Source organism: Geodermatophilus chilensis (genome assembly GCF_002802985.1).
Taxonomy (GTDB): Bacteria; Actinomycetota; Actinomycetes; order Mycobacteriales; family Geodermatophilaceae; genus Geodermatophilus; species Geodermatophilus chilensis.
Map to the genome: position 1 here is coordinate 1 of NZ_NVPT01000165.1, position 11,048 is coordinate 11,048.

Below are 11,048 nucleotides of genomic sequence, written 5' to 3' on the forward strand. Positions count from 1 at the left end.
AGAACGTGTTGAGAAAGCGGGCTGACAACTTCGGGGTTGTGGGCCAGGGTGGGCTATGGGCTCTTCCCCGGCCTACCCCTCGGATCTGACCGATGAGCAGTGGGCGCTGATCGAGCCGCTGGTGCCGGTGCTCAGCACCAGTGGCCGCGGCACTCGCGGCGGACGACCGGCGAAGTATCCGCGCCGCCGGATCGTCGACGCGATCTTGTACCTGGACCGGACGGGCTGTTCCTGGCGGCAGCTGCCGCACGACTTTCCGCCGTGGGAGACCGTCTACTACTACTTCCAGCGGTGGGCCGCCGACGGCACCACCGACCGGATCCATGACGCGCTGCGCGACGCGGCCCGGGATGCCGCCGGGCGTGACCCAGCCGCCTCGGCCGGTGCGGTGGACTCCCAGACGGTGCCCGGCGCCGCCACGGTCGGCACAGGCTCCCGTGGCTACGACGCCGGCAAGAAGGTCAACGGCCGCAAGCGGCACCTGGTGGTCGACACCCTGGGTCTGCTCATCGTCGTGCTGGTGACCGCGGCCAGCGTGCAAGACCGCGACGGCGGCATCCGGGTGCTGGACCGGGCCAAGATGGCCATGCCCTCCCTGGTGCTGGTCTGGGCCGATGCCGCCTACAGCCGCCGCACCCAGGACTTCGCCTCGAAGGCGCTGCGCATCCTGGTGCAGGTGGTGGCCAAGCTGGTCGGCCAGCAGGGCTTCGTGCCGCTGCCGCGCCGCTGGGTGGTCGAGCGCACGCACGCCTGGATCACCGGCCATCGCCGGATGAGCCGGGACTACGAACGGCTGCCCGCCCACTCCGAAGCGATGATCAAGTGGGCCATGATCGGGCTGATGGCCCGCCGCCTCGCACCGGCTCCCGGCCGCCGTCCCTGGCAGCCAGCACGAGCTTCCTGAGCCCTTTCTCAACACGTTGTCAGTCCAGCGGGCGGCCGGTGGCCCCGGTCGCCAGGTGGCGTGCTGATGCTGCGGTCAGCTCACTCCGGAGCGGGGAGTCGTCCGCTTGGGCGACCGCCCCGAGGTCGCGGTGTGTCTCGGCTGCGCCCCACTTCCTGCACCAGCGGGCCCGGGCCCGCGAAGATGAGCTACGGCGTACGCCCGCGGGCCAGCACACCTTGCTGCCGGGCCCAGGTGAGTCCGGGCTGGCACAGACGTCGGTGGGTGTCATCGAGGTCCCAGACGCCGAAGATCCGGCCGTCGCGCAGACGGAAGAAGTAGACCTCGTCGACGTTGGCGAAGCTCCGTCCGGTGGTCGGATGACCTCGCCACTCGCCGAGATGAGTGGTGGAGTAGGCGTACCGGCCGACGACCTGGTTCTCCTCGGCAGTGAGGGTGACCTCCCGCATGTGCACGTCGGGAAGGCGGCCCGGAACGGGGCGACCCAGCGCCGTGCGGACTCGGCAAGGATCGGGGGCGCACAGCTCGTCGGCGGCCTCGAGATCGCCAGTTCACCACCTGCTCGGCCTACTGGCGGACGACGTCCTTTGGCCTGTGGCTGCGGTCGGCCGTCATGCGGACGGCCTTGCGGACTGTCTGGCAATCGTCGCTATCATCAGGGAATGGCGATCGATGAGTCGCGTGCGGTCGAGGCGCCGGTCGATGAGGCAGTGGCGCTGTCCGCGGCCGCGTGCATGTTCCGGAGCCTGGGTGACCCGACTCGGCTGGCGATCGTGCGTCACCTGGCCCTCGGGGATCACAAGGTGGTGGAACTGACCGAGCACCTGGGCCTTGCCCAGTCCACCGTCTCGGCGCATCTGGCCTGCTTGAGGGACTGCGGCGTGGCCTCGTCCCGCCCGCAGGGGCGGGCGTCGCTGTGGTCGCTCACCGCCGCGCCGGAGGTGCTCGGCGTGCTCGCCGCCGCCGAGCGGCTGCTGGCGGTCACCGGCGACGCCGTCACCCTCTGCCCGACCTATGGCAAGGCGGCCAACCGGTGAGCGCCACCGTGATCACCCCCGTCCTTACCGCAGTCGAGCGGGCCCGCCTCGGCCGCCGTGCGCAGCTGCTCGCCGGCGCCAGCGTCATCTACAACCTGCTCGAGGCGATCGTCGCGATCACCGCAGGCATCGTCGCCGGCTCAGTCGCGCTCGTCGGGTTCGGCTTGGACTCGGTCGTCGAGGTCTCCAGCGGCCTCATCATCCTGTGGCAGTTCCGCCACCGGCTGCCCGAGAGTCGGGAGCGCCAGGCGCTCCGGCTGATGGCGTTGTCCTTCTTCGCCCTCGCCACGTACGTCACGTACGAGTCCGTCCGCGCCCTGCTCTTCGGCGGCGCGCCCGACGCCTCCCCGGTAGGCATCGGCCTGGCGATCGCCTCGCTGATCGTCATGCCCTTCCTGTCCTGGGCGCAGCGGCGCACCGGCCGGGCTCTCGGGTCCAACGCGGTGTTCGCCGACGGCACGCAGACGCTCCTGTGCACTTACCTGTCCGCCGTCCTGCTCGTCGGCCTGGTCCTCAACGCGACCCTCGGGTGGGGCTGGGCCGACCCGATCGCCGGTCTGGTCATCGCCGCCGTTGCGGTCCGCGAGGGCATCGAGGCCTGGCGCGGCGAGGGCTGCTGCGCCCCGGCGCGGCCGGGTGCCGCCGCGCACGAGGCCGACGGCGGGTGCGGGTGCGGGGACGGCTGCACCGATGACGCGACCGGCTGCCACCGGTGAGGTGCGGCCGTGAGCGGCGTCGCCCTGGGCCTGTACGCCGTGGCGCTGGTCGTGCTGTTCGGGTGCGGTCGTGGGTACAGCGGCGCCGGACCGGGCACACCGGCTTCCACGGCATCTCCGGCACGCCGGCTGAGGCGGGCTGGTGGGGCAGGGTGCTGTTCGTCGTCGCGATGTTCCTCGGCCTGGCCGGGCCGCTAATGGCCGCCCTCGGCGGGACACCGACCGATCCGCCGCTGGCGCCGCAGGTCGTGGGGCTGGTGCTGGCGCTGGCGGGGTTCGCTAGTTCGCGTCCGGCTGCAGGGTGGCGACGAACCCGTAGGCGCCCAGAGCGATCAGCCTGCGCCGATCCACAGCAGGCCGCGGTGCTCGCGCACGCCTTGCCAGACCAGCCAGGCGCCGGCGATCTCGGCGCCCGCGGCGAGGACGAACAGCAGGATCGAGCGGACGACCGTCATGCCCGGCAGACGGCCAGCAGCGGCGACAGGGGCACCGCCGCTGTGGCGCTCGGCCAGACGGTCCAGGGGTGGGTCGTGCATGGAGTGTGGCGGCCCGGCCCGGGCCCATGCCGCGGACCGGCCCGATGCCACCGCCCCACGTACCCGGGCTGCTCGCCCCGATGCGGGCAGTTGGTCAGGCGCCGACGTAGACGGAGATCGCGGTGAAGATGGCGAACCCGGCGGTGAAGAAGACCGCCCCCAGCTGGGAGGTCTCGCCCTCGTGGGCCTCGGGGACCATCTCCTCGATGACGACGGTGGCCAGCGCACCGCCGGTCAGCGCCAGCACGGAGAGGGTGACGATCTCCGGGGCGTCGCGCAGCGCGAAGTAGCCCAGGGTGGCCCCGATCAGGATCGGGATGGTGAACCCGACGGCCAGCAGCAGCCGGCGGCCGCGGCTGAGCCCCGTCCGGCGCAGCGAGGCCACCGCAGCGAACCCCTCGGGCAGGTCGGCCGGGACCTGGCCCGTGGCCAGCAGCAGGCCGAGGGCGGGGTTGAGAACTGTGCCGGTGCCGATCATCACGCCGTCGCTGAACAGGTCCAGGCTGACGCCGGAGAAGATGGCCAGCGGCCCGCTGGCCTTCTCGCCGAGGTTCATCCGGGCCTGGACGAACCCCAGCACCCGGTCGAGCAGGACGAAGAACCCGCCACCGGCGACGAACGCCAGGATCGGCACCCACGCCGGGGTGGCCTGCAGCGCCTCGGGCATCAGTTCCAGGCCGACGACGGCGAGCACGATCCCGGCGGCCAGGTGCAGGGCGAGGCTGAGCATCCGTTCGGAGACCTTGATCGTCTCCGACAGCAGGGCGCCGGCGAAGTTGCCCGCCGCGGGCAGTGCCGCCAGGCCGAGCACGATCAGGTAGCCGTCCACGGCGGGCGAGTGCCCGGCCCCGCAGGCGAGGACACGCCGTGCCAGGGGTCCTGTCACCGAACCGACACAGGCCGCCGCTGTCCGCGGCCCTTGCTCGTGTCCGGGCGGCAGGTCGGGCTGTCACCGTGACGGGCGGCCGGAGCGCCCGATGGCCGGCGACCGGGTGCATGCAGGCGCTGGCACCCCTGGGGGCGGCCGTGCCCGTGGTACTGCTGTGGAGCGCCGGAACGTCGACCGGAGCTACCGGGCGGCCACTCCGCGTTCGGCCTCGTCCGCTGCGGGACCGCCCCACCCGTCCCCACGTAGAGGGCCGGGACGTCGCGGCCTGAGCCGGGCCGCGCTTCTGCCGTCGGCCGCCGGTGCAGCCCCACGCCCGCCAGGAACTACGACCTGCGGTAGTAGAGTGGCGCGAGTTGCCGATCCCGGCCAGCAAGCTCAGGAGGCCTCGTGCGGACAGTCTCGCGCCCTGCCGCTCTCGGCGCGGTCGTCGTGGTGGCCGGGCTGGTGCTGACCGGTTGCGGCGAGGGGACCACGGAGGCCGCCGAGGCATCCTCCGAGGCGGGGCTCACCGTCACCGGTGCGGACGACGGCTTCCACGGCACGCTGCTGGATCCGGCGCCGCCGCGCCCGGACCTGGTGCTGCCGGCGACCGACGGTGAGCTGTTCGACCTCGGCGACCGGCCGGCTAGCGAGGTCACGGTGCTGTTCTTCGGCTACACCCACTGCCCGGACCTGTGCCCGACGACGATGGCCGACCTCGCCCGTGCCCGGGAGGTGCTGGCCCCGGAGGTCCGTGAACGGGTGCACGTGGTGTTCGTGACCGAGGACCCGGCCCGCGACACCCCGCAGTTGCTGAGGGACTGGCTGGACCGGTTCGATCCGGAGTTCACCGGGCTCATCGGCGGCACCGAGGCCACCGCCGCGGCGCTGGCCGAGCTGTACCTGCCGGAGAGCGCGCAGGTCGCCGACCCGTCGGCGGCGATCGTCCACCCGCACGACGACGGGAAGGCCGGGGACGGGCACAGCCACGGTGACTACGGAGTGGACCACGCCGGCACCGTCTACGCCTGGGGCCCCGGCGACCGGGCGGTCATCTACACCGGCGGGACGACGCCCGACCAGTACGCCGAGGACCTCGGCCGGCTGGCCACGGCCGGCTGAGCCGGCCACGGCGGACCGCCATCCGGCGCCCCCTCATGCGGAGGTTCCTCCGCCGGGCGCGGTCAGCCCCCCGTGAGGTCCCGCTGCATGCGCAGGTACTCCTCGCGGTCGATCTCGCCGGCCGCGTAGCGCCGGCGCAGCAGCTCCTGCGCGCTGGGGGCCTCAACCGGCCGCCGGAGGGAGCTGTGGGCCTCCTCGCGCCGGCCCGGGCCGAGCCGGCGGGCCAGCCAGGTAGCGCCCAGCACCGCCAGGACGAGCACGGCGAGCCCGACCAGGGCCCACAGCAGCATCCAGCCACCCATCATCGACATCATCCCGCCGCCGTGGTCCATCGGTTGGTCCTTCCTTCAGGCCGCGGGGCGCTCCCTGCACGGAGCGCCCCGCGGCACGTGCTCGGGCCTATGCGTGTCAGGACTGGTCCGAGGCGCCGGCGTGCATCTGCTCGCACATCTGCGCCATGCCCGGGTTGTCGGCCTGCATCAGCTCGTGCATCCGCGCCATGCCGGGGTTGCCCTGCTCCATCAGCTGGTGCATCTGCGCCATCCCGGGTGCGTCCGGCTGCCCGTCGCCGCTCCCCGGGTGGGCCTGGGCCACCCCGGCGGGGACGGCGACTCCTCCGGCGACCAGCACGGCTACCACCAGCGACCTCACCATGATCCGCTCCTCCGCTTCCTGTGCACGTCGATCCGACTGAACTACTATGGGCAATAGTACGCCGTCTGCTCGAGGGCTCCGGCGCTCGCGGCCTCGATGGCGCGACGCGTGTGGTGGGCAGCGGCCCGGGACTGCGATGACGGTGAGGTCAGCGGATGAGCACCAGTGAGGTTGTTGTCGTTCTCGGCGGTGTAGCGCTCATCGCCGCGCTGGCCTGGTACTTCTTCGCGCCCCGCAAGGCGGCGCATGCACAGGTCGAGGCCGGGCGGCAGGTCGTCGACATCACCGTCAAGGGCGGGTACTCCCCGAACCTGATCCGGGTGCAGGCCAGCGCGCCGGTGCGGCTGCGGTTCCACCGGCAGGAGAACAGCGACTGCACCGCGCGGGTGGTCTTCCCCGATCTGCGCCGCAGCGCCTCGTTGGCCGCGTTCGGCACCACGACGCTGGACCTGCAGATCGCCGAACCCGGCGAGTACGGCTGGGCGTGCGGGATGAACATGCTGCACGGCACCCTGGTCGCCGAGTCCGGTGACGGGGACGGCGGGCTCCGCGAGAAGGCCGAGGCGGCCCAGACGCCGTTGGCCTCGCCGGAGCAGGGCGGCGAGGAGGTCGTCGAGGCGGCGCGCGGGGTCACCGAGCACAACCGGGAGACCGCCCGCGCCGTCGGGGTCGGACCCCGGATGGACGGAACCGTGGAGTGCGAGCGGGCGGAGTTCCTGCTGCCGGGGGCGTTGCGCAGCCTGCCCACCGACGTCGCCCGCGCCGAAGCCCAGCTCCGGGCGATCGGCGGGGTGGACTCCGCGCAGGTCAACTTCGGCGCCGAGCGGGCCGTGCTCACCTACGATCCGACGCTGGTCGACGTCCACCGGCTCACCGACGCGGTGGCGGCCGCCACCGGCTTCCCCGCGCGGCTGCGCGCCGAACCCGGCACCGCCCCGACCGAGGACGCCGAGGCCGCCGCCCACCGGGAGGAGGTCCGCGACCTCACCCGCCGGGTGGCGATCGGTGCCGTGCTCACCCTGCCGGTGCTCTACGCCGCGATGGTGGAGCACTTCATCGGCGAGCGGTACGTGCCCGATGTGCTGGAGAACCCCTGGGTGCAGCTGGTGCTGACCCTGCCGGTGTTCCTCTGGGTGGGGTGGCCGATCCACACCACCGGCTGGCGCGCGCTGCTCAACCGCAGCGCGGAGATGAACAGCCTGATCACGCTGGGCACCATCGCCGCGTTCGGCTACAGCGTCGTCGCCACTGTCGCCCCCGCAGCGCTGCCGGCGGATGTGCGCGAGGTCTACTACGAGGTCGTCTCCTTCATCGTCACCGTCATCCTCCTCGGCCGGCTGGTCGAGGCCCGCGCCCGCGCGGGAACCGGCGACGTCATCCGCGCCCTGGTCGAGCTCACCCCGGCCACGGCCCGGGTGCTGCGCAACGGCCAGGAGGTCGAGGTCGGCGTCGACGAGGTCGCCGCCGACGACCGGCTGCGGGTCCGCCCCGGGGAGAAAATCCCCGTCGACGGGGAGATCGTCGAGGGCAGCTCGACCATCGACGAGTCGATGGTCACCGGGGAGAGCGTGCCGGTGGCCAAGAGCGCCGGGGATGAGGTCATCGGCGCCACCGTGAACCAGACCGGCGCGTTCACCATGCGCGCCACCCGGGTCGGCTCGGAGACGGCGCTGGCCCAGATCATCAAGCTGGTGCAGGGGGCGCAGTCGTCGAAGGCGCCGATCCAGCGGCTGGTCGACGTCGTGGCCGGCTACTTCGTGCCCGCGGTGGTGTTCGTCGCGATCGCCACGTTCGTGCTGTGGTTCGTCTTCGGCCCGGCGGTCACGCTGGCCCTCGTCGCCACGGTCAGCGTGCTGATCATCGCCTGCCCGTGCGCGCTGGGGCTGGCCACCCCGCTGTCGGTGATGGTCGCCACCGGCAAGGGCGCCCGCTCCGGCGTCCTGATCAAGAGCGCGGAGGCGCTGGAGACCGCGCACAAGGTCAGCACCGTGGTGCTGGACAAGACCGGCACGATCACCCGCGGCGCGCCGGCGCTGACCGACGTCGTGACCGCCGCCGGCCACGACGAGGCCGAGCTGCTGCGCCTGGTCGCCTCCGCCGAGACCGACAGCGAGCACCCGCTCGCCGGCGCCATCGTCGCCGGGGCCCGCGAGCGTGGCGTCGAGATCGTCCGGCCGGCCGCGTTCGACTCGGTGACCGGCAAGGGGATCCGGGCCACCGTCGACGGGCGCGAGGTGCTGATAGGCAACGCCGCCCTGCTGCGGGATGCCGACATCCCCACCGGTGAGCTGGAGTCCCACGCCCACCGGCTCGCCGACGAGGGCAAGACGCCGATGTTCGTGGCCGTCGACGGCCGCCCCGCCGGCGTGGTCGCCGTCGCCGACACGGTCAAGCCGGACTCGGTCGCCGCCATCGGGGCCCTGCACGACCTCGGCCTGCAGGTCGCCATGATCACCGGTGACAACCGGCGCACCGCCGAGGCGGTCGCCCGCCAGGTCGGCATCGACCGGGTGCTGGCCGAGGTGCTGCCCGAGCAGAAGGCCGCCGAGGTCCGCGCCCTGCAGGACGAGGGCGCGCTCGTGGCGATGGTCGGCGACGGGATCAACGACAGCCCGGCGCTGGCGCAGGCCGACGTCGGCATCGCCATCGGCACCGGCACCGACGTCGCGATCGAGGCCGCCGACGTCACCCTCATGTCCGGCGAGCTCAAGGGCCTGGTCACCGCCATCGCACTGTCGAAGGCGACGATGCGCAACATCCGGCAGAACCTGGTCCTGGCCTTCGGCTACAACACCGCCGCCATCCCGGTCGCCGCCGGCCTGCTCTACCCGGTCACCGGCGCGCTGCTCTCCCCGATGATCGCCGCCGCGGCGATGGCGCTGTCCAGCATCAGCGTCGTGCTCAACGCCGCCCGGCTCAACCGCTTCCAGCCGCCGCCACTGCCCGCACCGGCGCCCGCCGGCCAGCGCCCGGCCGCGGTGGAGATCCCCGCCGCGGCCGACCGACCCGGCGCCCACCGCCGCTGACCGCGAGCGGCTGGCACGGTCAGCGGCCGGGCGGGTTGGTGGTGGGACCCGCGCGCGCCCCGGAGGGCGCCGACACTGTGGGCGGCCAGTCGGCCCGACTGCCGGCGAGCCGCGGTCAGCCCAGCGAGCTGATCAAATCGCGGCAGGCCTGCTCACAGCGGCGGCAGGCCTCGGCACACACCCGGCAGTGCTGGTGCATCTCGGCGTGCTCGGCGCAGTTGTCCCCGCAGGACTTGCACGCCGCGGCGCAGGCCTCGAGCACCGCGCGGGTGAGGTTGGCGTCGTAGCCGGTGTGCCGGGACAGCACCCGCCCGGTCGTGTCGCAGACGTCGGCGCAGTCGAGGTTGCTGCGGATGCACTTGGTGAGCTCGGCGACCGAGTCCTCGCTCAAGCAGGCGTCGGCGCAGGCGGTGCAGGCCTGGGCGCACTCGAAGCAGGCCTCGATGCACGCGCGCAGCTTGTCCCGGTCGACCCCGCCGAGGTCCTTCGGATAGGTCTCGAGCATCTGGGCGGCCACGGTCATGGCGACTCCTCGGGTTTCTCCGGCGCCGGCCGGCTCACGCCGCCGGCCGGGACTGACGCCGACCGTCGCGCCGTACCCGTACGGTCGTACGGATAACAACGGATCGGGCCTAGTCCTCGTCGTCGGCGACGGTCCGGTTGAGCTCCACCAGCCGCCGCAGGCAGTGCTCCCGCAGCGGCTCGGGAAAGCCCGGCGCAAGCCGGTAGAACACCGTCCGGCTCTCCTTGCGCCGCTCAACCAGCCCCGCTCCGTGCAACACCCGCAGTCCGTAGCTTGCCTGGTCCTCGTTCACTCCCAGCGCCAGCGCGAGGTCGCCGACGCACAGCTCGTCGACGACGTCGAGGGCGTACAGCAGCCGGGCGCGAACAGGGTCGGCCAGCAGGGTCAACAGCGAGGCCAGCCGCTCGGCGTCGGATCCCGACGGCAGCCGGGCCCGGGCGGCCGCGACCCGGCGCGGATCCACCGGATGCGCGTGTGTCTCGTCGGCCACACCGCCGCCATTCCCCGCAGCGCCACGTCCCGACCGTCCCCTATCACGGCCGCAGGCCCGTCACGACACGACCTAGTGCCTCGTCACGCGACCTTCGCCCTGTTGGCCTGCGCCGGTCAGTCGGGGTAGAAGCGGCCCTCGACCGGCGCCCGCATCGCAGAGGCGGTAGAGAGGTCATGCATGAGCGAGGCGCCGGATCCGCAGGACATCTACGGACGCGCGAAACGGGAGGGTGAGCGGCGGCTCTCCATGCCGCTGCTCGAGCAAGCGGCGAGCGGCTTCATCGCCGGTGTCACGATCGTCTTCGGGATCATCGCACTTGCGATGGTCCGGGAGCTCGTGGAACCCCGGTTGGGCGTGGAGCTGGCCGAACTGGCGGGAGCACTCGGCTTCGGCATCGGACTGGTGTTCCTCGTCGTCGGCCGGTCGGAGTTGTTCACGGAGAACTTCTTCGATCCCGTGGCCACGGCCATCGACCGCCGCGGTCGGGCTGCCTGGCTGCAGCTGGGCCGGCTCTGGATCGTCGTCCTCGCGCTCAACCTCGTCGGCGGAGCCGTCATCGCCGCGGTCTTCGTCGTCGAGGGGACGCTGCCACCGGGCGCTCACGATGCCCTGGTCGTGGTGGCCGAGGAGATCGGCGCGAAGAGCAGCGTCGCGACGATCACGCGTGCGATCGCCGCCGGGACGCTGCTCACCCTCCTCTCGTATCTCCTGCACGCCGTCAACTCGGCCGGCAGTCGCATGGCCCTTGCCTATCTGGTCGGCTTCTTCCTCGCGCTGGGGCCGTTCGACCACGTCGTCGTTTCGGCACTGCAGCTGCTGTTCGGCATCTGGCTCGGCGGCTCGGTCGACTACGCCGACCTGCTGGCCAACATCGGCCTTTCGGCGTCCGGCAACCTCGTGGGCGGCGTGCTTCTCATGACCCTCACCCACGCGGTCCAGGCAAAAGGATCCAAGCGCTCCACCTAGTGCCGCGAGACGGGGCAAAGGTTGGCAGCCGCGGCACTAGGGCGTGTCTCAGCGATCTTGACCGGCGGGTTCGGTAGGCCTGGCCTGTGCTCGATCGTCACGACCTGACTGATGCGGAGTGGGCTCGGCTGGAGCCGCTCGTGCCGGACCGGACGCCGCGCCGCGGCGGCCGTTGGAACGATCACCGGCAGGTGATCAACGGG

Annotated in this window: 13 protein-coding genes and 1 pseudogene; 7 read left to right on the forward strand and 7 right to left on the reverse strand. The window is 72.6% G+C overall.

What is annotated here, in order from left to right; all coding sequences use genetic code 11:
- The first annotated feature begins 55 nt into the window (after positions 1-55).
- Positions 56-904, forward strand: a complete 849-nt coding sequence (locus tag CNO22_RS21825) for an IS5 family transposase (protein ID WP_100499712.1) — start codon at positions 56-58, stop codon at positions 902-904.
- A 188-nt stretch (positions 905-1,092) separates the two neighbouring features.
- Here CNO22_RS21825 and CNO22_RS21830 read toward each other — a convergent pair whose 3' ends face one another.
- Positions 1,093-1,359, reverse strand: a complete 267-nt coding sequence (locus tag CNO22_RS21830) for an ester cyclase (protein ID WP_157937062.1) — start codon at positions 1,357-1,359, stop codon at positions 1,093-1,095.
- Positions 1,360-1,566: 207 nt separating this feature from the next.
- Here CNO22_RS21830 and CNO22_RS21835 point away from each other — a divergent pair, with 207 nt between their 5' ends.
- Together CNO22_RS21835 and CNO22_RS21840 are read left to right on the forward strand one after the other, a co-directional pair.
- Positions 1,567-1,941, forward strand: coding sequence for an ArsR/SmtB family transcription factor (locus CNO22_RS21835; protein ID WP_100501347.1), 375 nt, complete (start codon positions 1,567-1,569; stop codon positions 1,939-1,941).
- A complete protein-coding gene (locus tag CNO22_RS21840; RefSeq protein WP_100501348.1) occupies positions 1,938-2,657 on the forward strand; it encodes a cation diffusion facilitator family transporter in 720 nt (239 codons plus the stop codon). Before CNO22_RS21835 ends, CNO22_RS21840 begins: the two co-directional genes overlap by 4 nt.
- Before the next feature lie 332 nt (positions 2,658-2,989).
- Here the strand turns inward: CNO22_RS21840 and CNO22_RS21845 are convergent, their stop codons facing one another.
- Positions 2,990-3,112 carry a YnfA family protein gene (locus tag CNO22_RS21845; protein ID WP_232807247.1) on the reverse strand — a complete coding sequence of 41 codons (123 nt, stop codon included), beginning with the start codon at positions 3,110-3,112 and terminating at the stop codon, positions 2,990-2,992.
- Between the two features lie 175 nt (positions 3,113-3,287).
- Complete coding sequence (locus CNO22_RS21850) at positions 3,288-4,022, reverse strand: ZIP family metal transporter (protein ID WP_100501349.1); 735 nt, start codon at positions 4,020-4,022, stop codon at positions 3,288-3,290.
- 447 nt (positions 4,023-4,469) lie between these two features.
- On the opposite strand from CNO22_RS21850, the gene CNO22_RS21855 reads away from it, so the two are divergent.
- Entirely contained in the window at positions 4,470-5,183 is a 714-nt protein-coding gene (locus CNO22_RS21855; protein ID WP_100501350.1) for an SCO family protein, read from the forward strand.
- 62 nt (positions 5,184-5,245) lie between these two features.
- Here the strand turns inward: CNO22_RS21855 and CNO22_RS21860 are convergent, their stop codons facing one another.
- Together CNO22_RS21860 and CNO22_RS21865 are read right to left on the reverse strand one after the other, a co-directional pair.
- Positions 5,246-5,515: an SHOCT domain-containing protein gene (locus CNO22_RS21860; RefSeq protein ID WP_198588507.1), complete on the reverse strand. Its 270-nt coding sequence runs from the start codon at positions 5,513-5,515 to the stop codon at positions 5,246-5,248.
- Between the two features lie 76 nt (positions 5,516-5,591).
- Entirely contained in the window at positions 5,592-5,837 is a 246-nt protein-coding gene (locus CNO22_RS21865) for a hypothetical protein (RefSeq protein WP_100501351.1), read from the reverse strand.
- A gap of 155 nt (positions 5,838-5,992) precedes the next feature.
- Here CNO22_RS21865 and CNO22_RS21870 point away from each other — a divergent pair, with 155 nt between their 5' ends.
- Positions 5,993-8,863: a heavy metal translocating P-type ATPase gene (locus tag CNO22_RS21870; RefSeq protein ID WP_100501352.1), complete on the forward strand. Its 2,871-nt coding sequence runs from the start codon at positions 5,993-5,995 to the stop codon at positions 8,861-8,863.
- 115 nt (positions 8,864-8,978) lie between these two features.
- Here CNO22_RS21870 and CNO22_RS21875 read toward each other — a convergent pair whose 3' ends face one another.
- Together CNO22_RS21875 and CNO22_RS21880 are read right to left on the reverse strand one after the other, a co-directional pair.
- Positions 8,979-9,386, reverse strand: coding sequence for a four-helix bundle copper-binding protein (locus CNO22_RS21875; protein ID WP_100501353.1), 408 nt, complete (start codon positions 9,384-9,386; stop codon positions 8,979-8,981).
- Positions 9,387-9,495: 109 nt separating this feature from the next.
- Positions 9,496-9,876: an ArsR/SmtB family transcription factor gene (locus CNO22_RS21880; RefSeq protein ID WP_100501354.1), complete on the reverse strand. Its 381-nt coding sequence runs from the start codon at positions 9,874-9,876 to the stop codon at positions 9,496-9,498.
- 180 nt (positions 9,877-10,056) lie between these two features.
- Between CNO22_RS21880 and CNO22_RS21885 the strand changes: the two genes are divergently transcribed.
- Both CNO22_RS21885 and CNO22_RS29345 read left to right on the forward strand, forming a co-directional pair.
- Positions 10,057-10,845 carry a formate/nitrite transporter family protein gene (locus tag CNO22_RS21885; RefSeq protein ID WP_100501355.1) on the forward strand — a complete coding sequence of 263 codons (789 nt, stop codon included), beginning with the start codon at positions 10,057-10,059 and terminating at the stop codon, positions 10,843-10,845.
- Positions 10,846-10,931: 86 nt separating this feature from the next.
- Positions 10,932-11,048, forward strand: a pseudogene (locus CNO22_RS29345) (IS5/IS1182 family transposase); the annotation flags it as partial.

Bases quoted from the DNA above. Each gene is read 5' to 3' on its own strand.
- CNO22_RS21860 (WP_198588507.1), bottom strand. From the start codon at position 5,515: ATGGACCACGGCGGCGGGATGATGTCGATGATGGGTGGCTGGATGCTG.
- CNO22_RS21875 (WP_100501353.1), bottom strand. From the start codon at position 9,386: ATGACCGTGGCCGCCCAGATGCTCGAGACCTATCCGAAGGACCTCGGC.
- CNO22_RS21845 (WP_232807247.1), bottom strand. From the start codon at position 3,112: ATGACGGTCGTCCGCTCGATCCTGCTGTTCGTCCTCGCCGCGGGCGCC.
- CNO22_RS21865 (WP_100501351.1), bottom strand. From the start codon at position 5,837: ATGGTGAGGTCGCTGGTGGTAGCCGTGCTGGTCGCCGGAGGAGTCGCC.
- CNO22_RS21885 (WP_100501355.1), top strand. From the start codon at position 10,057: ATGAGCGAGGCGCCGGATCCGCAGGACATCTACGGACGCGCGAAACGG.
- CNO22_RS21835 (WP_100501347.1), top strand. From the start codon at position 1,567: ATGGCGATCGATGAGTCGCGTGCGGTCGAGGCGCCGGTCGATGAGGCA.
- CNO22_RS21870 (WP_100501352.1), top strand. From the start codon at position 5,993: ATGAGCACCAGTGAGGTTGTTGTCGTTCTCGGCGGTGTAGCGCTCATC.
- CNO22_RS21825 (WP_100499712.1), top strand. From the start codon at position 56: ATGGGCTCTTCCCCGGCCTACCCCTCGGATCTGACCGATGAGCAGTGG.